Source organism: Aquimonas voraii, assembly GCF_900101825.1.
GTDB classification, from domain to species: Bacteria; Pseudomonadota; Gammaproteobacteria; order Xanthomonadales; family Xanthomonadaceae; genus Aquimonas; species Aquimonas voraii.
The window spans coordinates 219,908-243,707 of record NZ_FNAG01000003.1 but is presented as its reverse complement, the minus strand read 5'-3'; the positions used below and the strand labels follow the sequence as shown (position 1 = coordinate 243,707).

The window sequence follows — 23,800 nt, the reverse complement described above, 5'->3', positions numbered from 1 at the left end:
TGCCCCTTGCTGCAGCGCCTAACCCGGTGATCAGGCGTCCCCCACCGCCATGCCTGGCGGGGTGTCAGCCGCAGCTTGCCGCCTCGTCGCAGGGCCTGCGCACAGCGCTATTGCGCGAAGCCCCCACCTCGTGCGCGCAATGTCGCGGGCTCAGGCAGACGCGGCAAACGTCTGCGGAATCCGCAGCACCACCGACAGCCCTCCCCCCTCGCGCAGGGCCAGCCGCACCTGGCCGCCGTGGGCCTCGACGATTTCGCGCACCAGCGCGAGGCCGAGCCCGGTGCCATGGCGCTTGGTCGAGTAGAAGGGCAGCAGGGCCTGCTCCAGCACCTGCGGGCTCATGCCGGGACCGCGGTCGGCCACTTCTATGCGCAGCCCGCCGGCCTCCTCCCTGATTGCGAGCTCAACACCTTCCGGTGGCGAGCCGGACTCGTGGGCGTTCTTGAGCAGGTTCAGCAAGGCCTGGCTCATCTGCGCCGGATCAAACCGCGCGTGCTGCGGTGGTGGCGCAGCCAGGCCAAAGCTGCGCTCGGCACTCAAGCGCTGCAGGAAGGGCGCAAGTTCGACCGTCTCGATCTGCGGATTCGGCAGCTTGGCGAAGCGCGCGTAGCCGCGGATGAACTCGTTGAGGTGCCGCGCACGCTCTTCGATGGTCTCGAACACCGGGCCCAGGCGCTCGTGCTGTCCGCGACGGTTGAGCTCGGCGCCGGAGTGCGCCAAAGAGGCGATCGGCGCCAGCGAGTTGTTGAGTTCGTGGCTGATGACCCGGATGACCTTCTTCCAGGTGCGCACTTCAGCGCGGCGCAGTTCCTGGGTCAGCGGCCGCATCAGCAGCAGGCGATGCGCGCGGCCGTTGAGGCGGAATTCGCGCTGGGCCAGATGCCAGGTGTCGTCGTCCTCGCGCTCGCCGAGGCCGACGAGGCCGTCGCGGCCGGTCTCGACGGCTTCGCGCAGGCTGCTGGGCTGACCGTCAAGCGCCGCTTCGAGTGTCAGCCCCTGCAGGCGGCGGCCACCGTTCAAGAGCCGCCGCGCCGCGATGTTGGCGTAGACCAGGAAGCCCTGCGCGTCCGCCAGCAGAGTCGCCACCGGCGTGTTCTGCAGCATCGTGTCGAGCAGCAGCTCGCGCTGGACCAGACCCTGGCGCTGCTCGCGCAGCACGCTGCCGAGCTCGTTGTGGGCCCGCACGAGATCGCCAAGCTCATCGTCCGCGTCCCAGGCGATGCCAGAACTGAAGTCACCGTCCCGGTAGCCGCTGACCGTACCCCCCAGGGCGCGGAACAGCGACAGGATCGGCCGCAGCACGCGCCGCGCCGCCAGCAGGGCCAGCGGCAGGCAGACCAGCAGGGCCGCGCACACGGCCAGCACAGGGCTGCGCAGGTAGTCGACCAGCACGGCGGAGAGCGTGGCTGCCAAGGCCATCAGCCCGGCCAGAGCCAGCAGCAGACGGCCGGCGAGCGAGCGACGGCGGCGACGCAGCGGCATCAGCGCGCGATGCCCAGGCGCTCCATGCGCCGGTACAGGGCCTGGCGGCTCAGGCCCAGCTCGGACGCCGCCTGCGCGACCACGCCGCCGGCGCGCGCGAGTGCAGCCTCGATGCTGGCACGGTCGGGTTCCTCGGCACCGCTGCCCTCGCCCGCCGCGCCGATCGATGCCGAGGGCAGGCCGAGGTCGATCGCTTCGATCTGCGCGCCGCGCGCCAGCAGGCTGGCGCGTTCGATCACATTGCGCAGCTCGCGCACGTTGCCCGGCCAGCCGTGACGCAGCAGGGCCTCGCGCGCAGCGGTCGACAGCGGCGTGCGGCCGGCGAGGAAATGCTCGGCCAGCGGCAGGATGTCCAGCGGCCGCGCGGCCAGCGGCGGCAGCTTCAGCTCGATGAGGTTGAGCCGGTAGTAGAGGTCTTCGCGGAACTGACCGGCGCGGATCATCGCCGGGATGTCGGCATTGGTCGCGCTGAGCACACGCACCCGCACCTGGCGCTCGCGATTGCTGCCCAGGCGCTCGAAGCGGCCGGTCTCCAACACCCGCAGCAGCTTCATCTGCCCGGCCGGCGGCAGGTTGCCGATCTCGTCGAGGAACAGAGTGCCGCCGTCGGCGGCCTCGAACTTGCCCTCGCGTGCCCGGCTGGCGCCGGTGTAGGCGCCGGCCTCGGCGCCAAACAATTCCGCCTCGATCAGCTCGGACGGCAAGGCACCGCAGTTGAGCGTCACAAAGGGGCCTTCGCGCACCAGCGAATTGGCCTGCAGGATTTCGGCGATGCGCTCCTTGCCGGCGCCGTTCGGGCCGGTGATCAGCACCGGCACATCGGCGCGGGCGATCTGCGCGACCAGCTGCAGCAGCTCGGCCATGGCCGGGTCAGCGAACACCAAGCCGCGCAGGTCGAGCTCACTCTTCAGCGCTTCGCTGCGCCGGCGCTGGCTGGATTTGAGCCGCATCAGCTCGCGGTTGGCCTGGCCCAGCTCGATCAGGTTGCGCACGCTGGCAACCAGCTTGGCGTCGTCCCAGGGCTTGGCCAGATAGTCGGCCGCACCGGCCTTGACCAGATCGACCGCGGCTTCGAGATGCGTCCATGCGGTCAAGAGGATCACCGGCAGGTCCGGATGCGCCGCCCGGATCCGCCGGAACAGAGCCACGCCCTCTTCGCCCGAGGTCGTGTCGGCGCTGAAGTTCATATCCTGGATCACCAGATCGATGCCACCACGCTCGATCCGCGCGAGCCCGGACTCCGGCTCCGCCGCGTGCTCGGTTTCGATGTCGTGCAGGGACAGCAGCACCGAGAGCGCGGTGGCGACCGCCGGGTTGTCGTCGATGATCAGGACGGTGGGCATTGAAAGCCGGGATTGGGGATTCGGGATTGGGGATTCGTCAGAGCGGGGTGCGGCGAGATTCGAGGCCGCGAGGTTAGCAGCGTCTGTTGAAGCGGGGATTGGGGATTGGGGACTCGGGACTCGCAAGAGCGCTGTGCTGCGAGACGGGTCGTTGGCCGACAAGCAGAGGTGTTCTTGGTGAGCCGCATCGGCGCGCCCGCCAGACCTGCGCCACACCGCCGAACGAAGCGCTGGGAATCCCCAATCCCGAATCCCCAATCCCGCCCGCAGCGCCCTCAGGCGCTGCGGGTCGCCACCGCCGGCGGAATCCTCGACGCCCGCCAGGCCGGGCCGAAGGCGGCGAACAGGCCCAGCGCCCACAGGCCGAGCACGCCGAAGGCCAGGTGTTCGAGCGGCATGCGTGCGATCGACAGCTGCTGCACCAGGTACTGGTTGAGCGCCAGCGCCACGGCCAGGCCGACCGCGATGCCGGCCGTGGTGACCAGGAAGTTCTCGACCAGGAAGTAGCGCAGGATGTCGAAGCGGCGCGCGCCCACTGCGCGGCGGATGCCGATCTGCTTGCGGCGCTGGTTGACCCACAGCGAGGCCATGCCGACGATGCCCGAGGCCGTCACCAGCACCAAGAGGCCGGTCACCGACAGCAGCATCCAGGCCAGGCCGCGATCGGCGCGATAGCGGCGGTTGCGGCTCTCCTCGACGCTCAGCGTGCCGAGATGCACGCGGTCGTCGCGTAGCGCGGTCAACGCATCCTCGACCTCGCGCATCACCCGGTCGCGCTCACCGGGCTCGGTGCGCACGACGTAGCTGACCGCATCGGTCAGGTAGCGCAGCGGCACGAGGATCGACAGCTTGGCGTCCTCGCCGGCCTGCGCCCAAGGCGTCTGCAGGTGTTCGACCACCCCGACGATTTCCATCTCGGTAGCCTCGGCACCCGCGCCGAGAAAGATGCGCTGGCCGACCGCGCTGCTGCCCTCGGGGAACATGCGGCGCGCCACCTCGCGAGTGACGATCACCGTGTTCGGATTGGCGTTGGAGACCGCCGGATCGACTTCAAGCACGTCCTCCGGCCGGAAGTCGCGGCCCTCGACGAGCTGCAGTCCGAGCGCGTCGATCAGCGGACCGTCGCTGAAGTAATAGGCCACGCCGAACGCGAACCGCGGGTTCTCGCGCTCGGTCTGCACGCCCAGGCCCCAGCCCGAACGGCCCATGGGCACCTGGTTGACGTGGGCGGCAGCGACCACGCCCGGCACCGCGCGGATGCGCTGCAGGTCGGCCTCGCGCATGGCCGGGATGTCCAGCCCCGGACGGAAGGCGGCCAGTCGAGTGAAGAACAGGTTGGCCTCGTCGGCGCCGCTGGGACGCGCCGCCAGCGCGAGGCGGTCCTGCACGATGTAGAGCGCGTTGCCGAGAATGGCGAGGGTGAGTGCGACCTGGGCGGCGATCAGCAGGGCGCCGGTCTTGGAGCGCAGCAGGGCGGAAAGGATCGGACGGATTTCCATGGTGGGCCTCACTGGGTCTTGAGCTGGGCAGCGGGCAGCACCTGGCAGGCGCGCCAGGTCGGCAGGAGGCCGGCGATCACGCTGGCGGCGATGGCGGTGACGAGGGTGATCAGCAGCATGCCGGTGTCGAGGCGCGCGACGTGGGCAACATCGGCCGACTGCTGCGACAGCACCCACAGGCCGCCGAAGGTCAGCACCAGCCCCATCAGGCCGCCGGCGAGGCCGACCACGCCGGCCTGCACCAGGTACTGCTGGAAGATCTCGCGACGGGTGGCACCGAGTGCTCGGCGCACGCCGATCTCGCCGCTGTGCTGGGTGAACTTGGCCAGCAGCAGGCCGACCGTGTTGACGATGCAGACCAGCAGGAAGGCGAAGGCCAGCAGCACCTGCAGCCGCGTGTCCGAACCGACCACCTGCTGCTCGACCAGCCAGTCCATCACGTCGAGCGCGCGCGAGTGCTCGCCGTTGGGCAGGCGGCCCAGCGACTTCTGCGCGGCGACGTAGGCGGCAAGGTGCTGCTCGTAGGCGGCGCGGCCGCCCTCGGGGACTTCGACCCAGTACTGCATGAACACGCACTCCGAGCGCAGCAGTCCACCGAAGCCGGGCGCGATCGGCGTCGGGCCGTTGCAGTTGACGTTGCCCTCGGGGTCGCGCTCCATCGCCAGCGCGGTGCGCAGGGGGATGTAGATGTCCTCGGTCTCGCCGAAGCGGCGCCCCACCGACAGCCAGTAGTAGCGCGGCGTCGGCATCCACGCATCGAGCACGCCAGCGACGCGGAAGTCGTTGTCCATCATGCGAATCGTGCGGCCGGTGGGATCGGCATCGCCGAACAGGCGCTGGCTGAGCGCAGTGCTAAGCACCACGGCGCGCGCCTCGCGGGCCTCGTCTTCGACCGACCAGCCGCCGCCAAAGCGGAACGGCGCTTCGAACATCGGAAAGAAGTCGCTGCTGACCGCCAGCCCGCGCGACAGCACCGGCTGGGCGCCGTCCTGCTCGGGCTCGATCACCCCGCTGATGCCGTAGATGCCGGCGCGGCGGTAGGCGCTGTCGTGCTCCAGCAGGGCGCGCACGTCGAGCCAGCTGCTGAGGTCCGGCAGGTCGAGGCCGATGCCGATGTCCTCGGGCGGGGTCTGGCCCGGCGGCGGGGTGGGCGAATTGTCCACCTGCAGCACCAGCAGACGATCGCTCTTGTGCGGGATCGGGTCGCCGCTCATCGCCCGCAGCACGGTGTAGGTGGACATGCTGGCGGCCACGCCGACGCCCAGAGTCAGCACCATCAGTGCGGTCAGCACGGGGTTCCTGCGCAGGCTGCGCAGGCCGAGTTTCAGGTAGTAGGCAAACATCGGTCCGGCTCCCTTCAGCTCTTCACCGCGCGCAGGGCGACATGGCCGTGGTCGAGGTCGCTGACCTGGCCGTCGACGATGTGCACATTGCGCTGGGCGCGGGCGGCGAGCTCGGGATCGTGGGTCACCATCACGATCGTCGTGCCCTCGGCATTGATCTGCTCCATCAGCTCCATCACGCCGCGTGCCATCTGCGAGTCGAGGTTGCCGGTGGGCTCGTCGGCCAGCAGCAGGCGCGGCTGGCCGGCCAGCGCGCGGGCGATCGCCACGCGCTGCTGCTGGCCGCCCGAAAGTTCCGCCGGGTAGTGCTTCATGCGCGAGGCCAGGCCGACCTTGCCCAGCGCTTCCTCGATGCGGCGCTTGCGCTCGGCGGCGTTGAAGCCGCGGTAGCGCAGCGGCACGTCGACATTGTCGAACAGGTTGAGGTCGGCGATCAGGTTGAAGCCCTGGAAGATGAAGCCGATCTTCTGGTTGCGCAGACGCGAGCGCGCGTCGTCATCCAGCCCCTGCACGGCAACACCGTCGAGCAGGTACTCGCCGCCGCTGAACTCCTCCAGCAGACCGGCGATGTTGAGGAAGGTGGTCTTGCCCGAGCCCGACGGCCCGGTGACCGCCACGAACTCACCCTCGCACACCTCGATATCGATGCCGCGCAGGGCATGGGTTTCGATCATGTGGGTGCGGTAGACCTTGCTGAGCTGGCGCATGGAGAGCATTTGGCGATCCTTCTGTGGTCGGCGCTGCGCGCCGGTGGTCCTGGAAGCTGGGATTGGGGATTGGGGATTCGTCAGAGCAGGTCGCGGCGAGACTTGAGCTGTTGGCGTTCTCGGTGGTTCGGAGCGGGTCTGCGGAGTTCGCGAAGGGATGACGACCGTCGGCCAATCCCGAATCCCCAATCCCGAATCCCGGCTCTCATCGCACCGCCACCCGCTCGGCGTCCTCGAACAGCTCGGTGCCGGCGATGACGATGCGCTCGCCGGGGGCGACGCCTTCGAGGATCTCGACCGCGCCGACGCTCTGCGCGCCGAGGCGGATCGGGCGGCGCACGGCGATGTCGCCGTCCATCACCCAGGCATGGCGGCCGCCCTGGGCTTCAACGAAGGGCCCGCGCTGCACGATCACCGCGTCGGGCTTGGACTCGAACATCAGCCGCGCCGACAGGCGCTGGTTCTGGCGCAGGCCGGCCGGTTGGCCGCCTTCGAAGTCGACGCGCACGCGCACGCGGTTGGCCACTACCTCTGGCGAGATCGCAATCACGCGCCCCGGCGCCTCGCCCTGCGGCAGGCGCACGCTGACTTCAAGGCCCAGGCCGACGTCGTCGGCGAAGGTCTCGGGCACCTCGATCTCGGCCTGCAGGCGCGAGAGGTCGACCACGGTCACCAGAGGCGCGTTGGCGGCGACCACGGCGCGGTCGATCACCGAAACCGTCCCCACCTGGCCGTCGATCGGCGCGAGCAGTCTGAGCGCATCGACGCGGCGCTCCAGCTCCTGCACCGCCAGCTTCTGGCGCTGCATCGCCTGCTCGCGGGTCGCCAGATCGAAGCCGACGCTGCGGCTTTCCAGATCGACACCGCGGAGCGCGTGCTCACGCACGATTTCGGCGCTCTTCACCGCATCCTGCGCGCGCAGCACTTCGATCTCGGCCAGGGCGCCCATGCGGTGGGCGCGCTCGGTGCGCGCCAGGTCACGACGGCGCGCATTCAGCGCGATGTCGGCTTCGTCCAGCGTGCGCCGGGCCAGCTGCCGCAGCTTTTCGGCTTCGATGCGCTGGCGGCCGACCTCGGCCTCCAGGCTGGCCAGGCTGGCCTGCTCGCGCGAGAGCTCGGATTTGAGCTCGGGCGAATCGATCTCCAGCAGGACATCGCCGGCCTTGACCCCCGCACCCGCCTGGGTGCGCAGGCTGACCGTGCCGGCCGAGGGCGCATACAGGGTCGGGCTGACCGCGGCGACGACGCGGCCGTCGACCACGGCATCGCGGATCAGGGTGCCGCGGCTGACCTCGGCGATGCGCAGGCGCTCAGCACTCACGCCACGCTCGGCCGACAGCCAGCCCGACAGACCCCACAGGCCGAGCAGCAGCGGCAGCGCGATCAGCGCGCCGCGGCGCAGCGCGGGGCGCTGCCAGAGCGGCAGGGTGGCGGGGGCAAGCGCGCGGTCCTGGGCGGCGGTGTCACGGATCATGGTCAGCCTCCTTGGCGGATGCTTCACACCTAGCAGGCAGCGTGCCAACGCTCAGGTCACTGTTTTCATTGAACTTTGTTCCCCGCTCAAGCTGTCCGACGGGAGCGGACGGACGTCCGCGCGGACGCGCCCCCGCACCGGACCGTGCCGGGGCTGGCAGACTGCCCTGTCCCTTCGATCCGACTGCGCATGCCCACCCGCGACCCCAGCACCGCCCTCGCCGCCTGCCAGCAATGGCTCGAACGCGCGGTGATCGGCCTGAACCTCTGCCCGTATGCGCGCGCCCCGCATGTCGGCGGACGCATCCGATGGGTGCTGAGCGAAGCCGCCGACAGCGACGGTGTGATCGAAGAGCTGCTGCGCGAGCTGGAGCATCTGCGCCAGCACGAAATCACCGAGGTCGAGACCACCCTGCTGGTGGTTCCGCAGCTGCTCGCCGATTTCGACGGCTACCTCGACCTGCTGCACGCCGCCGAGGCGCTGCTGCAGGCGCTGGGCTATGCCGGCGAGTTCCAGTTGGCGAGCTTCCACCCGGACTACCGCTTCGAGGGCGCGGACGCCGACGCCGTCGAGAACTGCACGAACCGCTCGCCGCTGCCGATGCTGCATGTGCTGCGCGAGGACAGCATCAGCCGCATCGTCGACGCCGGCGCCGATGTCGATGCGATCCCCGAGCGCAACCAGCAGCGTCTGCGCGAGCTGGGCCACGCGGGCTGGCGGCGTCTGTTCGAGGCGGACTGATCCCCACGGCAAGGTACGGCGCCGCGGCTCCCCGCGAGCCAGGATCGAGTCTGCCGGCGCAGGGCCCACGGCCCTCCGCGCACCCTACTCGGCCGCCAGCACCTGCGGCATTCTGCGCGCCAGCTCCGAGTGGACGCACCCCATGCACCGCCTACCATCGCTCCCGCCGCGACGCAGCCTGTCGCACCTGCTGCTCGCCCTGCTGTTGAGCCTCAGCCTGCCCATCCTCGCGATGGAAGCGGGGGCTGTGCTGGGCGAAGCCGGCGATGAGGCAGCCCGGCCCGAGCCCGCCCAGCGACCGCGCATCGGCCTGGTCCTGGGCGGCGGCGGCGCGCGCGGCGCGGCGCATATCGGCGTGCTGCAGGTGCTGGAGGAACACCGGATTCCGGTCGACAGCGTGGCCGGCACCAGCATGGGCGCGCTGGTCGGCGGCATGTACGCCACCGGGCTGTCGCCCACCGAGATGGAAGCGATCATGCGCGCCATCGATTGGGGCCGACTGTTCCGCGACAGCGCCGATCGCGCCGAGCAGCCGATGCGGCGCAAGCGCGAGGACATCGCCAACCTGGGCGGCGCCGAACTCGGCTTCCGCGAACGCCGCCTCGCGCTGCCGCGCGGCGCCCTGCAGGGCCATCGCCTGCTGCTGTGGCTGCGCCGGCAGACGCTGGGCGTGGCGGGCATCGAGGACTTCAGCCAGCTGCCCCTGCCCTTCGCCGCGGTCGCCACCGACATCGTCAACGGCGAACGCGTGGTGATGCGCGAAGGTGATCTGGCACTGGCGATGCGCGCGAGCATGGCCGTCCCCGGCGTGTTCGCGCCGATCCGCGTCGAGGGGCGGCTGATGGTGGACGGCGGCATCGTCGAGAACGTGCCGGTGCGCGTGGCCCGCGAGCAGGGCGCCGAGCGCCTGATCGTGGTCGACGTCGGCGCGCCGCTGTTGAAGGAAGAGCAGCTGGGCTCGCCGCTGTCGGTGACCGTGCAGATGATCTCGGTGCTGATGAAGCAGGAAACCGACCGCGTGCTGGCCGGACTGCATCCCGACGATGTGCTGATCCGGCCCGCGCTGGGCGAATTCTCCTCGGCCGACTTCGAGAACAGCCTGTCGACCATCGCCGTTGGCCGCGCCGCCGCGGAAGCCGCCCTGCCCGCCCTGCTGCCGCTGGCGCTGGACGAGGCGGCCTGGGCCGAGCATCTGGCGGCGCGCCGCGTCAGCGCGCGCGAGGCGCCGCAGGTGGCGCGCTTCGAAGTCAGCGGCGAACGCTCACGCTCGGCGCTGCGCCTGCAGAAGCTGCTCGGCGACATCGCGCCCGGCGCGCTCGATCTGGATCAGCTGGAGGCGCGACTCGACGAGGCCATGGCCGGCGGCGACTACGAGCGCATCAATTACCGTCTGCGCCGCGAGGCCGAGGCCGCGGTGCTCGTGGTGCAGCCGGTCGACAAGGGCTGGGGCCCGGGCTTTGTGCAGTTCGGCTTTGCCCTGGGTGACGACTTCAGCGGCGGCAGCAGCTACCAGGCCAGCGCCGACCTGCGCCTGACCGGGCTCGACGAGCGCGGCCGCGAATGGCGCTCGCGGGTCAACCTCGGCCGCCGCTCCGGTGTGTACAGCGAGATCCACCAGCCCTTCGGCGGCGACGGCCGCTATTACCTGCAGGCCTTCGGGCTGTACGAAGCCACCCGCCAGCCGGCGGAGCTGCTTGGCGTGAGGATCGCCGAGTTCAGCCGTCGAGAGCTGCGCACCGGCGGCGAAATCGGCCTCTATCCCGATCCCCGCTGGCAGCTTTCGGCCGGCATGCAGCATGCGCGCCGGCAGCTGCGTCGCGACATCGGTTCGCCGGATATCCAGCGCAACAACAACACCACGCTCGGTGCGCTGGTGCTGGCGGCCACCTTCGACAGCCTCGACGACGTTGGCTTTCCGACCCGCGGCGCACGGCTCGATGTCGCCACCGAGCTGTACCGCCCGGGCATCGGCTCGGACAACCGCGCCGACGTGCTGCGCCTGCGCGCCGACCTGCCGATCGCATGGCGGCCGTTCACCGCGCTGCTCGGCCTGCGCGCGGACTGGGCGCTGAGCGGCGTCAATACCGACGAGGCGCTGAACTTCCTGGGCGGCTTTGGTCAGCTCTCGGGCCTGGGCGACAGCGAGCGCATCGGCTCGCGGGCCTTTGTCGTGCGCAGTCTGTTCTATCGCCGGATCAATGATCTGGGGCTCGCCACCCTGCCTCTGTACGTCGGCGGCAGCCTGGAGGCCGGACAGAACTGGCTGCCCTTCGAGCGTCCCTCGACCGGCAGCCTCGATTACGCCGCGAGCCTGTTCTTCGGGGTCGACTCGCCGCTGGGCCCTGTCTACCTCGGCTACGGCCGCCTGAGCTCAGGCGACTCGGCCGCCTTCCTGCGGGTCGGCGGAGTGATCGAGGACCTCCGGCGCTGAGGCTTCGACTTACAGGTGCAGCTTGCCCTCGCGCTCGGGCTGGTAGTCGATGCCGAGAATGCGCACGCGGGTGACTTCACCGCCGGGCAGGGTCCAGTCAATGCTGTCGCCGACCTTGAGACCCAACAGCGCGGTGCCGACCGGCGCCAGCACCGAGATCTGGTCGGCATGGGTACCGACCTGGTGCGGGTAGACCAGGGTCAGACGCGAGGGATGGTGCTCGTGCGTGCTCTCGAAGCAGACCGTGCTGCGCATGCTGACGCGGTCGGCCGGCAGCTCGGCCGGCTCGACCACCCGGGCCCGTGCGAGCTCTGCAGCCAAGGCTTCGCCAGCGGCACGCTGCTCCAGCGGCAGGGCGGCGATCATGGCGTCGAGTCGGTCGTAGTCGAGGCTCGACACGACGAGCTCAGGGGCAGTGGTAGTCATCTGAAACTCCAAAAGCAGATCGGCCCGGACTGGCAGCTGCCAGCCCGGGCCGAGGGATTCGGTCGTGCGCGGCGCAATCGCCGACCGCGGCGACCATAGCCCGGACCGGACGGCCGGGCAAGCCAGTTCAGTCGCTGCCGTGTCCGCCGTCGTGGCCACCGTCATGGCCAGCGCTGTCGCCCCCCTCGCTGCCGCCGTAGGGATCGTCGAAGCCGAAGCTCAGCTCGGGGCCACGCTCGTCCTCGCTGTTCTCGCGCTGCATGGCCGGGCCCTCGCTGTAGGTCACCGGCCCACCGGGACGCTTTTTCTTCGGGTCCGGCAGCAGCTCGCTGAGCTTCTCCACCTCGGCGGCCATCTGCTGGCGGCGCTCTTCCGGCACCTGCTGCCAATGGCAGCCGAGCAGCGCGCCCTCCAGCGAGTACAGCAGGTTCAGGCTGGGCTTGAAGCCGGCCCGCTTGACCTTCATGAAGGCACCGACTGCACCTGCCGCGACCAGATCCTCGGGCGTGCGGATGCCCACCTGGCGCAGCCAGGCGGCCGACTTCGGCCCGACATTGCGCAGGCGATCACCGCTCATCGCAGCGACTCCACGAACACTTCGGCCAGCGCTTCCAGACCACGCACGTCGTCGGCGTCGAAGCGCGCCAGCACCGGGCTGTCGATGTCGAACACGCCGACCAGCTGCTCGCCCTTGAACATCGGCACCACCACCTCGGAGCGCGAAGCCGAATCGCAGGGAATGTGGCCGGGGAAGGCATCGACATCGTCAACGCGCTGGGTGCGGCCGGTGGCGGCGGCGGTGCCGCAGACGCCGCGACCCAGCGCAATCCGCACGCAGGCCGGCTTGCCCTGGAAGGGGCCGACCACCAGCTCCTCGCCGTCGTAGAAGTAGAAGCCCAGCCAGTTCAGGTCGGGCAGCGCATGGAAGGCCAGCGCCGACAGGTTGGCGGCATTGGCCACGCGGTCGTGCTCGCCGGCCATAAGGGCCCGGGCCTGCTCGACCAGGGCGGCATACTGTTCCGGCTTGGAACCGGCCAGGGCAGCGGCTTCGAACATGCGGAAGGTCCTCGTGCGTGGATGCGGCGCGCAAGTCTAGCAGCGCGCGCCGCGGCGCTAGACTGGACGCCTGTTGCCCCCGCGGAGCCTCGCCATGCACTTCAACTGTTTCGTCACCGGCACCGACACCGGCGCGGGCAAGACCCACGCCAGTTGCGCCTTGCTGCACGCCATCCGTCGCCTCGACCGGCGCGCGGTGGGCATGAAACCGGTCGCTTCGGGCGCACGCGAGAACCGCCGCGGCTGGGTCAACCAGGACGCGCTTGACCTGATGGGCGCCAGCAGCTTCCAGGCCGACTACGCCCTGGTCAACCCGGTCTGCCTCAAGGCGGCGACCGCGCCCGAGATCGCCTGCCGCATCGAAGGCGTCCACTTCGGCCTGCCCCAGCTGGTCGCCGCCTATGAGCAGCTGCATGCCGAAGCCGATGTGGTGGTGGAGGGCGTCGGCGGCTGGTGCGCCCCGCTCAACCACGAGCTGATGCAGGCCGATCTGGTGCGGGCCTTGGACCTGCCGGTGGTGCTGGTGGTCGGCCTGCGGCTGGGCTGCATCAACCACGCCCTGCTGACCCTGGCGGCCCTGCAGGCGGACGGAATGCGCGTCGCCGGCTGGATCTGCAACGTGATCGACCCGGAGCTCGAATTCGCCGAGCACTACTTCGAGGCCCTGCTGCGGCGCATCCCCGTGCCCTGCCTGGGCCGACTGGCGTGGAACGCGCCTGCCACCCTCGCCGACCTCGACCTCGGCCCGCTGGGGCTGATGGCCCGCAACGCGTGAATGCAGCGGCACAGGGGGATGTTGACGGTCCAGCGCTGACCGCCCTGATCAACGCCGCGCGCGCGGGCGACGCACTCGCCGGCGCGCGCGCGCTGGCGGCGACCTACGTCCAGCTGCGCGCCCTGGCCCAGCGCGTGCGCAGCGGCGCGGTGTCCGAGCTCAGCCCCACCGAGCTGCTGCACGAGGCCTGGTTCAAGCTGTTTCCGCAGGGCGCCGCGCCGGCGCTGGACAGCCGCGCGCATTTCCTCAACCTGGCCGCCCGCGCCATGCGCCAGGTGCTGGTCGACCTCGCCCGCGAGCGCCAGGCGCAGAAGCGCGGCGGCGACTGGATCGCGGTCACCTTGGGCACCGCCCTGCCCGCCGCCGACGGCCCCGATCTGCTGGCCATCGATCAGGCCCTGCAGAAGCTCGAGCGCCGCGACCCCAAGCTGGTGCGCATCGTCGAAGCTTATTTCTTCGCCGGCTTGAGCTTCGAGGAGACCGGCAGCGCGCTCGGCATCAGCGAGCGCAGCGTGCGTCGCGGCTGGGATCTCGCCCGCGCCTTCCTGCTCGCCGAACTCGCGGACAGCGCATGAGCGGGGACCCGAGCGATCCCGACTGGGCGCCGCTGGCGGCGCTGTTCGAGCAGCTGGCAGATCTGCCGGCCGCCGAACAGGCGCAGGCGCTGAGCGCGCTGCGGGACGACCCCGCTGCCGCCCACCTGCTGCCGCGCCTGCGCAGCCTGCTCGATGCCCATGCCCGCACCGGCGACTGCCTCACCCAGGGCGCGGCGGCGCAGGCCGTCGGCGCTGTCGATGCCGTGGCAAGCGCGCGCAGCGGCGACAGGCTCGGCCCGTGGCGGCTGCTGCAGCCGCTCGGTGAAGGCGGCATGGGTGAGGTCTGGCTGGCCGAGCGCGCGGTGGAGGGCCTGGGCCAGCGGGCGGCGCTGAAGCGCATCCGCAGCGGCCTCGGGCCGGAACTCGGCGCGCGCTTCCTGCGCGAGCGCCGGATCCTCGCCCGCCTCAGCCATCCGCACATCGCCGCCTTCATCGACGCCGGCGTCGAGCCCGGCGGCACGCCGTGGATGGCGATGGAATACGTCGAAGGCGAAGGCCTGCAGGAACACTGCGCGCGTCGACGGCTCGACCCACGCGCGCGCGTCGACCTGATCCTGCAGGTGCTGGACGCGCTCGACCACGCGCACCGTCAGCTCGTCGTGCACCGCGATCTCAAGCCCGGCAACGTGATGGTCGACACAGAGGGCCGGGTCAAGCTGCTCGACTTCGGCATCGCCCGCCTGCTCGACGACAGCGAACTCGACCCCGCGCTGACCCGCACGCGCGCGCCGGCGCCGCTGACGCCGCGCTACGCGGCGCCGGAGCAGCTCGCCGGCGAGCCCGCGGGCATCGCCGCCGACCTGTATTCCACCGGCCTGCTGCTGTTCGAGCTGCTGAGCGGACGCTCGCCCTTCGGCGAGACCGCGGGCTCGATGGCTGCACGCGAATCGCCAGAGTCGCTGTGGCGTGCCTTCGGCCGCGCCGAGAACGCCGCCGGCTACGGCCTGAGCGAAGGCGCGCTGCGCCGCCAGCTGCGCGGCGATCTGCAGCAGATCCTGGGCCGCGCGCTGGAGCCGCAGCCCGGCGCGCGCTACCCGAGTGCGGCCGCGTTTGCCGAGGACCTGCGCGCCTGGCGCGAACAGCGCCCCCTGCGCAGCCGGCCCACGCCCTGGCCGCAGCGCCTGGCCAAGTGGATGCGTCGACAGCCGCTGGCCAGCGCCAGCCTCGGCGTCGCGGTACTGGCCATCGCCGCCGGCATCGGCAGCAGCCTCTGGCAGGCGCAGCGCGCAGCCGAGCGTGCGGCCCAGGCCGAAGCCGCGCGGCGCTTCCTCGGCGAGGTGTTCAGCGCCGCCGACCCGCTGCTGCAGGATGCGGAGCCTCCCTCGCTGGCCGAGGTGCTGGCGCGCGGCGCCGAACGCCTGCGCGCCGAGGCATCGCTGGAGCCGCGCGCGCGACTTCTGCTGCTGCAGGATCTGGCACGCGCAAGCCTCGGCCTCGACCAGCTGGATCAGGCAGCGAGTCTGCTCAGCGAAGCCGAAGCACTCTCGGCGAGGCTTGCTCTGGATGCCAACGAGCAGCGCGCGCTCGCGCTGGACCAGGCCGCCCTGGCGCTGGCGCGCGACGCCATAGACGCTGGCCTGGCCCGGCTGGCCGGGCTGCCGCTGCCGTCGCCCGCGCAGCCACCCGACGCACTGGCCCTGCGCGAGCTGGGGCTGCGCAGCCAGCTGCTGCTTGCGCGATCGAAGTCGCAGGAGGCCATCGACCTGCTCGCGCCCTATCTGCACTCCACGGCATGGCAGACGCCGGCAGCCCGCGCCGAGCTGCTGGCGCTGGTGGCAAGTGCGCAGATGCAGGCCGGTCGACCGCGCGAGGCCGTCGCCGCGATCGAACTGGCGCTGGCGCAGCTCGACCCGCAGGCGCCGCTCGGACTGCGCCTGCAGCTTTACGAGACCGAAGTCGAGGCCCTGCGCGGGCTGTTGGAGACGCCGCGCGCGATGGCCCGCCAGCGCGAGGTGATCGCGCTGGTCGAAGCGCGCCTCGGGCCCGCGCACGCGCGCAGCCAGTGGGCGCGGATGATGCTCTGCGGGCTGCTGATCGGTGAGGGCGCGCTGGGCGCCGCCGATGCCGAGTACCGCGCACTGTGGCAGGCGCTGGGCCCGCTGGACGACCGTGACTCGCTGCGCGCTGAGGCACTGTTCGGCTGGGGCATGGTCAGCTTCCGCCGTGGCGAATTCGCGCTGGCGCGGCAGCGCTTCGGCGAGGCGCGCGCACTGTTCGAGCGCGCCTTCGGAGCCGATTCGCACAAGACCCGCAACGCGCTGGAGGCCGAGGCGATGGCCCGCGTCGAAGTCGGCGAGGTCGACGCCGGCCTCGAAACGCTGCGCGCGCTGGTCGCGCAGAGCCGCGCACTCGACGACCACACGCGGCTGTCGGCGCAGCTCAATTCGCTGGCCATGGGACTGCTGGCCGCGCAGCGCGCCAACGAAGCGCTGCCGCTGATCGACGAGAGCCTCGCCCTCGCGGCCGAGCTCGGCCAGCTCACGACCTGGACCCGGGTGATCCAGGCGCGTGCGCTGCGTCTCGCCGGACAGCCGGAGCGCGCGCTGACGGTCGCCGAGGTCGTGGCCGCCGAGTATCGCGAAAGCATTTCGCCGAACGGCGGACCGCGCCGCGCCGAAGCCGAACGCGAGCTGGCTCTGGCCCTGTTCGACCTGCCTGACGCCGATCGCGAGCAGGCGCTCGCCCTGCTGCGCAGCGTGCTTGAGCAGCGGCGCGCGAGCCTCGGCGAAGGCAGCCCGCTGACCCGCGCCAGCGTCGACGAGCTGGCCGCCGCGGCGAAGCGCAACCCGTAGGCTGGGCGACGGACATCCATAGGGTGGACCCTGGCCCACCAGGGCCGTGACGCTTGCCGCTATCGTTCGTCGCTTGGCACCGGGGCAAGCGTTGGGCTCACGGTGGGCCAGGGCCCACCCTGTGCAGGCGACGTTGCGTTGCTTGGCACCGGCGCAAGCGTTGGGCTCATGGTCGACCAGGGCCCACCCAATGCCGGCGATGGCGGTGACGAGGCCAGAGCGCCCCGTGGCTCGGCCGCAGTGTCTCAACAGAACCGCGCCGGATCCGTCACGCGTTCTGCGTATCCCCCGGCAGACACCCACGGAGCCTGCCGATGTTCGCCCGACTCAGCCCCCTGTTTACAACCGCCTGCGCCGCGCTGCTGCTGGCCGCCCTGCCCGCTGCCGCCCAGGTCAGCCTGGACGCCAGCTTTGACGGCGACGGCCGGCGCACCGTGTCCTTCGATCTCGACAGCGCGGCCACCGATGGTGCGCGCCGGATCTTCCCCACCGCGGGCGGCTATCTGGTGGTCGGCCAGGCCAGCAACAGCCCGGGGCTCGCCCTGGCCCTGACAAAGCTGAACCTGTCCGGCCAGCTCGACACCTCGTTCGGCACCAATGGCAAGCGCAGCTATGCCGTGAACACCCCGGAGGTCATCGATGCGGTGCAGGACAGCCAAGGGCGGGTGGTTTTTGCCGGCAACACGGCGGTCTCCGGCGGCAGCGATGTGCTGCTGGGCCGCCTCCTGCCGAATGGCGAGGTCGACCCCAGCTTCGGCTTCCTCGGCCTCGCCCGCATCGATCTCAATGGCGAGGACAGCGTGCTGGCGCTGGCGGTGGGTCCGCAGGACCAGGTGATCGCGCTGGTGCGTGCGCGCCCCGATGCGAGCTTCGGCTGGGCCACCCATGTCACCGCCATGGACGCCAATGCGCAGAACCAGGGCAGCGTCTTCCTGAGCGCCTCGCCGCTGCTCGAGACCGGTGCCGCGGTCTGGTCGACGGCACGCGATGCGCTGCTGGTCGGCCTACCCTTCACCGGGCCCCAGAGCTGCCTGCTGGCGGTCTACAGCGTCAGCCTCGGCGCCGGCCCGGGCGGCCTGAGCCTGGATGCCGATCCGCTGGGCAGCAGCGCGCTGGCCGGCACCACCAACGGCTGCACCCAGGTCGGCGTCAGCGCGATCGCCGCGCTGCCGGGAAACGGCGGCGCGCTGCTGGCGGCGAATCGGGTGAACCCGAATGGCGCTCCCGGCGATGCGCGTCAGGTCGGCCTGCTGCTGCGCATCGGCAGCAGCGGTGCGGTGGACTTCCTGCGTACCGAGTTCGCGCCGTTTCCGACCGATGACCTGCGCTTTCGGGCGGTGGCAGTGGACGCCGAGGGTCGCCTGCTGGTCGCCGCCGACATCACCAACAGCTCGGGGCCGAACAGCCGCTTCGGACTGTTCCGCTACCTGGCCGACGGCACGCCGGACACCGGCTTCAACACCGGCAGCGCCCACATCGGCACCAGCTTCAACGCGGGCAATGGCCTCGACTCACCGCTGGCGAGCGTTCGTGACCTGCGCAACGCCGGCCCGCGCATCCTGCTGGCCGGCAGCAGCCGCTGGACCGGCAACACCGACGACGATTTCGCGATCGCCGCGTTCACCACGCCCGACGCGCCGCTGTTCGCCAACGGCTTCGAGCCCTGAGCCGGGCATCGCCCTCCCGCGGCAGGCATCAACGCCTGACCGGTCGAGGTCGAGCCCGGGATCGGACAGAGCACGGCCGCCGCGGCAGTCGTCTGAATACGCCGGGAAAGCTCGCATGCATCGGAGCCTCTCGCGCCTGGACGGCGTACTCGCGAATCAAGTACGCGCGTACTCGGTGCGGCTTGACCCAGCGTGCCCTGGGCATCGCCAGACAGCGGTCTGACGAGCCCTGACCAGCCACTGCGTCGCGACCTCAGCACAACTCTTGGGTGAAGCTGCGACGAATCTCCCCGGGGCGGCCGTTGGCTAGGGCACCGCAGCGTCGCCCTCGAAGCCGTCGGCGAACACACCGTCGGCATCGAAGACCTGGAAATCGCCGACGCCGGCGTATGCGGTTTCAGCATTGCTGCCGGTGTAGCGGAAGAAGCGTGCGCGTGGGCGGTCTGCTCGCTGGACCGCCACCTCGGCATTGCCCGGCCAGGGCAGGGTCTGCTGATGCAACGGTTCCCAGCGCTGCGCGTCGAGTGAGAACTCGACCACGAGCAGCGAAGTCTGCCGGGGAAACTGCACCACCGAGGTGAAGTGCTCGGCGCGGCCCAGATCGAGCACGAACGAGACCTCGGTGTAGTTGCCCTGATAGCTCCACCAGACGGTGGCCGGATCACCGTCGACCACGTCGCCCGGCTGTCCGCTGACGGTGTCGGTCAATGCATTGACCGGCTTGCCGAGCGCCAGATTGGCCGGCTGCGCCGCGGCAGCGAGCGGCAGGCACAGGCAGCAGATCCACAGCGCGAGCGCTGGAATTGAAGGTCTCGGCATGGCGCACTCCCCTGGTCGATCTTCGCCAAGGGTGGCGCGTCCAGCCCGGTGGATGCCTTGATCGTTCTCAATCCGAGTGCGAACCACCCGCGCGCAGCAAGGCTGCGGGCGCCATCGGTCCGCAGCGACGCTTGCAGCGCCCGGGCGGCCCCGAGCGCGACGGTCGTGGGGCGCGCCCGATCCGGCCCGTGTCAGCGCAAGGGATGCTGGCGCCAGTGCTCGGCCAGCAGCACCGCCACCGCGTTGGCGATGTTGAGGCTCTCGACGCGGCCGCTGCCGGGGATCGAGACCGCGCGCTCGCAGTGCTCGACCAGACGCTTCTGCATGCCCTCGCCCTCGGCGCCGAGCACGAACACCGCGCGCTGCGGCAGCGGCTGGGCGTACAGGTCAGTGGCGCCGGCCGGCAGGGTGGCGACGGTGACGAAGCCGGCTTCGACGAGCTGCTCAAGGGCGCGGAGCTCGGCGCTGCTGCCCTGTCCGTCCAGCCGCACCACCGGCACGTGCTCGGCGCCGCCCTCGGCGACGCGCGCGGCGGCGGCCGACAGCGAGAGCGTGGACTGCGGCGGCAGCAGCACGGCCTGGGCGCCGAAGTGCGCGGCCGAACGCAGCACCGCGCCCAGGTTGTGCGGATTGCCGACGCCGTCCAGCCACAGCAGGCGCACCGGGCCGGTGCGCGGCAGGGCATCGAGCAGGCCCTGCAGATCGCGCTCGGGCCGCGGCTGCATCAGCAGGCAGACGCCCTCGTGGTGGCTGCCGCCGCTGATGCGTTCGAGCTCTTCATCCTCGACCACGCGATAGCCGAGACGCTTGGCCACGCAGAAGGCCAGCAGCTCGCGCAGCGCGCCGATGCGCGCCTCGCTGAGATACACCTTGCGCAGGGCTTCGGGCCGCGCGGCAAAGGCGGCGCGCGCGGCGTTCAGGCCGCAGATTTTCTGCTCAGGCTCACGCAGCACGCGCGGCGTCGCGACAGTCTCGTCCTGACGCTCTTCGCGACGCGCTGGACGCGGGCCGCGGTGGGCGTCTGTGCCGCGGCCTGCGATCGCCGTGTCCGCGTCGCGTCGCGAGGGCCCGCGCTCGCGATCGGGTCGCGGTCGGGCCTCGCCATGGGCTGCCCGCTCGCTGCCCGCGTGCGGGCGTGGCGCAGACGAACCACGCGGCGGCGGCTCGCGGCGCGGGCCCGCGGAGGCCGCATCGCCGCGCGACCACGGGCCGCGGTTGCCGGAAGGTGCGGCGGCCTCAGCGGACCTGCGGTCGCTGCGATCGCGCGGCGGCTCGGGCGACTCCGCCCGCGGACCAGGCCCGCGGGGGGCGTCCGCGGGGCGTGAGGCACGCGCAGGCCATGGGCCGCTGCTGCGCTCGCCGCTGCCTTGCACGCTGCGCGCTCCGCCCGCGCGCGCGGGGCCTTCGCCCGCAGCGCGGCGCGCCGACCACGGCGAGCCCTCGCCGGCACCGCGCTTGGCGCCAAGACCGCGATCGCCCTCGTTGCCGCCGTCTCCGCTCTCATGACTCATGCGTGGCCCCCCACCGGCGCGACCTGCTCGTCGAGTTCGTCGAGCTTACGTCCCAGCGCCTCGGGTGAGCGGGTGAACGGTGCCAGCAGGGCATAGAAGGCCGGCACCACGAACAGCGACAGCAGGGTCGAGAAGGCCACGCCGAAGATCACCACCACGCCGATGGTGGCGCGGCTGGCCGAGCCCGGGCCGCCGGCCACCACCAGCGGCACCGCACCGGCAATCGTGGCGATCGAGGTCATCAGGATCGGCCGCAGGCGCACCGAGGCGGCCTCGGTGATCGCGTCCAGCACCTGCCGCCCTTCGTCGCGCAGCTGGTTGGCGAACTCGACGATCAGGATGCCGTTCTTGGCCGCGAGGCCCACCAGCATGACGATGCCGATCTGGCTGAACAGGTTCAGGGTTCCGCCCGTGAGCCAGAGGCCGCCGAGCGCGCCCAGCACCGCCAAGGGCACGGTGAACATGATCACCAGCGGATGGATGAAGCTCTCGAACTGCGCCGCCAGCACCAGGTAGACCACCAGCAGGGCCATGGCGAACGTGGTCAGCGCGCTGCCGCTGGCCTTGACGAACTCGCGCGAGCCGCCCTTGTAGTCGATCTGCGCGTAGTCGGGCAGCTCCTCGCGGGCGGTCTGCTCGACCCAGCGAATCGCCTCGCCCAAGGTGTAGCCGGCCGCGAGGTTGGCCGAGATGGTGATCGCGCGCAGGCGGTTGAAGCGGTTGAAGCTGCCCGGCTCGGCCAGCTCGGACAGGGTGACGAGATTGGCCAGCGGGATCAGCTCGCGGGTGCGCTCGGAGCGCACGTAGACGCCTGTGAGGTCGGTCGGGCCGCTGCGGAAGGCTTCTTCGGCCTGCAGCACCACGTCGTACTCCTCTCCGTCCTCGACATAGGTGGTGACGCGCCGCGAGCCCATCAGGGTCTCCAGCGTGCGGCCGATCTCCTGCACCGACACGCCGAGGTCGGCCGCGCGCGCGCGGTCGATGTCGATGCGCATCTGCGGGCGGGTTTCCTGGTAATCCGAGTCCGCAGCGAAGATGCCGGGGTTCTCGTCGATGCGCGCCAGCATGCGATCGCGCCACTGCGAGAGCTCCTCGTAGTTGGGCCCGCCCAGCACGAACTGCAGGGGCTGGCCGCGGCCGCCGCCGAGACCGCCACCGCGGCCCTGGGCGAAGGCGCGCACGCCGGGGATGCTGTTCAGCTGGGCCCGGAACGCGTCGATCACCTCGCCCGTGCTCATCTCGCGCTCGGCCCAGTCCTTCAGGATCACGATGGCGAAGCCGGTGTGCATCTCCTCGCTGGCGCCGAAGCCGCCCGGCACGCGCGTGTTCATGCGCTGCACCGGGCCGTCGGTGACGAAGGGCATCAGCCGCTCCTCGATCTGCTGCACCTGGCTGACCGTGTAGTCGAAGCCGGCGCCCTCGGGGCCCTGGATGCTGACGAAGAAACTGCCGCGATCCTCATCCGGCGCGAGCTCGCTGGGCACGGTATTGAACAGCCACACCGCCAGCACGCCGACGCCGGCGAAGGCGATCGCAAGGCCTGCCGTCAGCGCCGCGCGCGAGCGATGCACCATGGCGTTGACCAGCTGGCCGTAGCGCTTGGCGACCGCTGCAATGAAGTCAAGGAACAGGGCGTTGAAGCGGTTCGGCCGCTCGTTCGGCCGCACCAGCTTCGAGCACATCATCGGGGTCAGGGTCAGCGCGACGAAGCTGGAGATCGCGACCGCCGCCGACAGCGCCACCGCCAGCTCACGGAACAGACGTCCCGCGTTCGACTGCATGAAACCCACCGGCAGGAACACCGCCACCAGCACGGCCGTGGTGGCGATCACCGCGAACGCCACCTGGGCGGTGCCGCGCTTGGACGCCAGCAGGGCGGGCTCGCCGAGGTCGGCGCGGCGCTGCACGTTCTCCAGCACGATGATGGCATCGTCGACGACGAGGCCGATGCACAGCACCAAGGCCAGCAGGGTCAGCAGATTGATCGAGAAGCCGAAGGCCGACAGCGCCATGAAGGCGGCGATCAGGCAGACCGGCACCGTCACCGCCGGCACCAGGGCCGCGCGCAGGCTGCCGAGGAACAGGTAGATCACGATCAGCACCAGCACCATGGCTTCGAGCAGGGTCCACTGCACGCGCTTCAGCGCCGAGTCGATGAAGATGGTGGTGTCGAAGGCGACGATCAGGCTGGCGCCCTCGGGCAGCGTGGACTGGATGCGCTCGACCTCGGCCTTGACCGCCTTGGCGACATCGAGACTGTTGGCAGTCGAGGTCTTGACGATGCCGAGGCCCAGGTTGGGTTGGCCGTTGCCGCGGAAATAGGCGCGCCGCTCGCTGGAGGCGCGCTCGACGCGGGCGACGTCGCCCAGCCGCACCACGTAGCCGTCTTCGCCCTTGGCCAGCGAGAGCTGGGCAAAGTCATCCGCGGTCAGGTAGTTGCGGGTGACGCGCAGGGTGAAGTCGCGGGTTTCCGACTGCAGGCGACCGGCCGGCAGCTCGATGTTCTCGCGGCGCAGCGCACTCTCGACGTCGTTGACCGTCAGCCCGCGCGCGGCCAGGGCCTGCCGGTCCAGCCAGATACGCATGGCATAGCGCTGCTGGCCGCCGACGCGCACCGCGGCGACGCCATCGAGTGCCGACAGCCGGTCGGTGATGTAGCGCTCGGCGTAGTCGGTCAACTCGAGCGTGTCCATCCGGTCGGAGTTCATGTTCAGCCAGATGATCGGCTGCGAGTCGGCCTCGACCTTGGCCACCTGTGGGGCGTTGACCTCCTGCGGCAGTCGGTCGATGACGCGGCTGATGGCGTCGCGCACGTCGTTGGTGGCGGCCTCGATGTCGCGATTCAGGCCGAACTCGATGGTGACGTTGCTGGCGCCGTTGCGGCTGCGCGAGTCGACCGACTCGATGCCTTCGATGCCGCTGACCGCGTCCTCCAGGATCTGGGTGACGCGGGTTTCCACCACTGCCGCAGAGGCACCGGTGTAGGTCACTTCGACCGAGACGATCGGCGGATCGATATCCGGCAGCTCGCGCACGGTCAGGGTGCTGTAGGCCATCACGCCGAGCACCACCAGCAGCAGGTTCATCACGGTAGCCAGCACCGGACGCTTGATTGAAAGATCGGACAGGACCATGGCG

The 23,800-nt window shown here is 70.9% G+C and carries 18 protein-coding genes; 6 read left to right on the top strand and 12 right to left on the bottom strand.

Annotated features, from left to right (window positions below; genetic code table 11):
• Window positions 1-150 precede the first annotated feature (150 nt).
• The 6 genes from BLP83_RS08555 to BLP83_RS08530 form a co-directional block, all read right to left on the bottom strand.
• Entirely contained in the window at window positions 151-1,482 is a 1,332-nt protein-coding gene (locus BLP83_RS08555) for a sensor histidine kinase (RefSeq protein ID WP_091241330.1), read from the bottom strand.
• Window positions 1,482-2,825 (bottom strand): sigma-54-dependent transcriptional regulator, encoded by a 1,344-nt coding sequence (locus tag BLP83_RS08550; protein ID WP_091241327.1) that lies wholly within the window; start codon window positions 2,823-2,825, stop codon window positions 1,482-1,484. The genes BLP83_RS08555 and BLP83_RS08550 overlap by 1 nt, the downstream gene beginning before the upstream one ends.
• 275 nt (window positions 2,826-3,100) lie before the next feature.
• Window positions 3,101-4,324, bottom strand: coding sequence for an ABC transporter permease (locus BLP83_RS08545; protein WP_091241324.1), 1,224 nt, complete (start codon window positions 4,322-4,324; stop codon window positions 3,101-3,103).
• 8 nt (window positions 4,325-4,332) lie between these two features.
• Entirely contained in the window at window positions 4,333-5,667 is a 1,335-nt protein-coding gene (locus tag BLP83_RS08540) for an ABC transporter permease (RefSeq protein ID WP_091241322.1), read from the bottom strand.
• Between the two features lie 14 nt (window positions 5,668-5,681).
• Complete coding sequence (locus tag BLP83_RS08535) at window positions 5,682-6,383, bottom strand: ABC transporter ATP-binding protein (protein ID WP_091241319.1); 702 nt, start codon at window positions 6,381-6,383, stop codon at window positions 5,682-5,684.
• Window positions 6,384-6,579: 196 nt separating this feature from the next.
• On the bottom strand, window positions 6,580-7,848 hold the full coding sequence (locus BLP83_RS08530) for an efflux RND transporter periplasmic adaptor subunit (RefSeq protein WP_091241316.1): 1,269 nt from the start codon (window positions 7,846-7,848) through the stop codon (window positions 6,580-6,582).
• A 189-nt stretch (window positions 7,849-8,037) separates the two neighbouring features.
• Between BLP83_RS08530 and BLP83_RS08525 the strand changes: the two genes are divergently transcribed.
• Window positions 8,038-8,589 carry a DUF1415 domain-containing protein gene (locus BLP83_RS08525; RefSeq protein WP_091241313.1) on the top strand — a complete coding sequence of 184 codons (552 nt, stop codon included), beginning with the start codon at window positions 8,038-8,040 and terminating at the stop codon, window positions 8,587-8,589.
• A gap of 142 nt (window positions 8,590-8,731) precedes the next feature.
• Window positions 8,732-11,020: a patatin-like phospholipase family protein gene (locus tag BLP83_RS08520; RefSeq protein WP_176764080.1), complete on the top strand. Its 2,289-nt coding sequence runs from the start codon at window positions 8,732-8,734 to the stop codon at window positions 11,018-11,020.
• A gap of 9 nt (window positions 11,021-11,029) precedes the next feature.
• Here the strand turns inward: BLP83_RS08520 and rnk are convergent, their stop codons facing one another.
• From rnk to BLP83_RS08505, 3 genes are all read right to left on the bottom strand, one after another.
• Entirely contained in the window at window positions 11,030-11,446 is a 417-nt protein-coding gene (gene rnk / locus BLP83_RS08515; protein WP_091241306.1) for a nucleoside diphosphate kinase regulator, read from the bottom strand.
• A 127-nt stretch (window positions 11,447-11,573) separates the two neighbouring features.
• Window positions 11,574-12,023 (bottom strand): TfoX/Sxy family protein, encoded by a 450-nt coding sequence (locus BLP83_RS08510; RefSeq protein ID WP_091241303.1) that lies wholly within the window; start codon window positions 12,021-12,023, stop codon window positions 11,574-11,576.
• Complete coding sequence (locus BLP83_RS08505; protein WP_091241300.1) at window positions 12,020-12,502, bottom strand: GAF domain-containing protein; 483 nt, start codon at window positions 12,500-12,502, stop codon at window positions 12,020-12,022. The genes BLP83_RS08510 and BLP83_RS08505 overlap by 4 nt, the downstream gene beginning before the upstream one ends.
• A 94-nt stretch (window positions 12,503-12,596) precedes the next feature.
• Here BLP83_RS08505 and bioD point away from each other — a divergent pair, with 94 nt between their 5' ends.
• The 4 genes from bioD to BLP83_RS08485 all read left to right on the top strand — a co-directional run bounded on the left by bioD (window position 12,597) and on the right by BLP83_RS08485 (window position 18,332).
• Window positions 12,597-13,277, top strand: a complete 681-nt coding sequence (bioD, locus tag BLP83_RS08500) for a dethiobiotin synthase (RefSeq protein WP_091241298.1) — start codon at window positions 12,597-12,599, stop codon at window positions 13,275-13,277.
• A complete protein-coding gene (locus BLP83_RS18640) occupies window positions 13,274-13,852 on the top strand; it encodes an ECF-type sigma factor (protein WP_176764079.1) in 579 nt (192 codons plus the stop codon). Before bioD ends, BLP83_RS18640 begins: the two co-directional genes overlap by 4 nt.
• Complete coding sequence (locus tag BLP83_RS08490) at window positions 13,849-16,665, top strand: serine/threonine-protein kinase (protein ID WP_091241292.1); 2,817 nt, start codon at window positions 13,849-13,851, stop codon at window positions 16,663-16,665. Before BLP83_RS18640 ends, BLP83_RS08490 begins: the two co-directional genes overlap by 4 nt.
• Before the next feature lie 314 nt (window positions 16,666-16,979).
• Window positions 16,980-18,332: an NHL repeat-containing protein gene (locus BLP83_RS08485; protein WP_091241290.1), complete on the top strand. Its 1,353-nt coding sequence runs from the start codon at window positions 16,980-16,982 to the stop codon at window positions 18,330-18,332.
• Between the two features lie 306 nt (window positions 18,333-18,638).
• Here the strand turns inward: BLP83_RS08485 and BLP83_RS08480 are convergent, their stop codons facing one another.
• The 3 genes from BLP83_RS08480 to BLP83_RS08470 form a co-directional block, all read right to left on the bottom strand.
• Window positions 18,639-19,151, bottom strand: coding sequence for a discoidin domain-containing protein (locus tag BLP83_RS08480; RefSeq protein WP_091241287.1), 513 nt, complete (start codon window positions 19,149-19,151; stop codon window positions 18,639-18,641).
• A 191-nt stretch (window positions 19,152-19,342) separates the two neighbouring features.
• Complete coding sequence (locus BLP83_RS19395) at window positions 19,343-20,191, bottom strand: TrmH family RNA methyltransferase (protein ID WP_425388993.1); 849 nt, start codon at window positions 20,189-20,191, stop codon at window positions 19,343-19,345.
• Between the two features lie 467 nt (window positions 20,192-20,658).
• Window positions 20,659-23,796 (bottom strand): efflux RND transporter permease subunit, encoded by a 3,138-nt coding sequence (locus BLP83_RS08470; protein WP_091241283.1) that lies wholly within the window; start codon window positions 23,794-23,796, stop codon window positions 20,659-20,661.
• Window positions 23,797-23,800: the final 4 nt, after the last annotated feature.

What these genes read in the sequence shown, in the direction of transcription:
- BLP83_RS08555 (WP_091241330.1), bottom strand. Translation starts at nt 1,482, where the DNA reads ATGCCGCTGCGTCGCCGCCGTCGCTCGCTCGCCGGCCGTCTGCTGCTG.
- BLP83_RS08550 (WP_091241327.1), bottom strand. Translation starts at nt 2,825, where the DNA reads ATGCCCACCGTCCTGATCATCGACGACAACCCGGCGGTCGCCACCGCG.
- BLP83_RS08545 (WP_091241324.1), bottom strand. Translation starts at nt 4,324, where the DNA reads ATGGAAATCCGTCCGATCCTTTCCGCCCTGCTGCGCTCCAAGACCGGC.
- BLP83_RS08540 (WP_091241322.1), bottom strand. Translation starts at nt 5,667, where the DNA reads ATGTTTGCCTACTACCTGAAACTCGGCCTGCGCAGCCTGCGCAGGAAC.
- BLP83_RS08535 (WP_091241319.1), bottom strand. Translation starts at nt 6,383, where the DNA reads ATGCTCTCCATGCGCCAGCTCAGCAAGGTCTACCGCACCCACATGATC.
- BLP83_RS08530 (WP_091241316.1), bottom strand. Translation starts at nt 7,848, where the DNA reads ATGATCCGTGACACCGCCGCCCAGGACCGCGCGCTTGCCCCCGCCACC.
- BLP83_RS08525 (WP_091241313.1), top strand. Translation starts at nt 8,038, where the DNA reads ATGCCCACCCGCGACCCCAGCACCGCCCTCGCCGCCTGCCAGCAATGG.
- BLP83_RS08520 (WP_176764080.1), top strand. Translation starts at nt 8,732, where the DNA reads ATGCACCGCCTACCATCGCTCCCGCCGCGACGCAGCCTGTCGCACCTG.
- rnk (WP_091241306.1), bottom strand. Translation starts at nt 11,446, where the DNA reads ATGACTACCACTGCCCCTGAGCTCGTCGTGTCGAGCCTCGACTACGAC.
- BLP83_RS08510 (WP_091241303.1), bottom strand. Translation starts at nt 12,023, where the DNA reads ATGAGCGGTGATCGCCTGCGCAATGTCGGGCCGAAGTCGGCCGCCTGG.
- BLP83_RS08505 (WP_091241300.1), bottom strand. Translation starts at nt 12,502, where the DNA reads ATGTTCGAAGCCGCTGCCCTGGCCGGTTCCAAGCCGGAACAGTATGCC.
- bioD (WP_091241298.1), top strand. Translation starts at nt 12,597, where the DNA reads ATGCACTTCAACTGTTTCGTCACCGGCACCGACACCGGCGCGGGCAAG.
- BLP83_RS08490 (WP_091241292.1), top strand. Translation starts at nt 13,849, where the DNA reads ATGAGCGGGGACCCGAGCGATCCCGACTGGGCGCCGCTGGCGGCGCTG.
- BLP83_RS08485 (WP_091241290.1), top strand. Translation starts at nt 16,980, where the DNA reads ATGTTCGCCCGACTCAGCCCCCTGTTTACAACCGCCTGCGCCGCGCTG.
- BLP83_RS08480 (WP_091241287.1), bottom strand. Translation starts at nt 19,151, where the DNA reads ATGCCGAGACCTTCAATTCCAGCGCTCGCGCTGTGGATCTGCTGCCTG.
- BLP83_RS08470 (WP_091241283.1), bottom strand. Translation starts at nt 23,796, where the DNA reads ATGGTCCTGTCCGATCTTTCAATCAAGCGTCCGGTGCTGGCTACCGTG.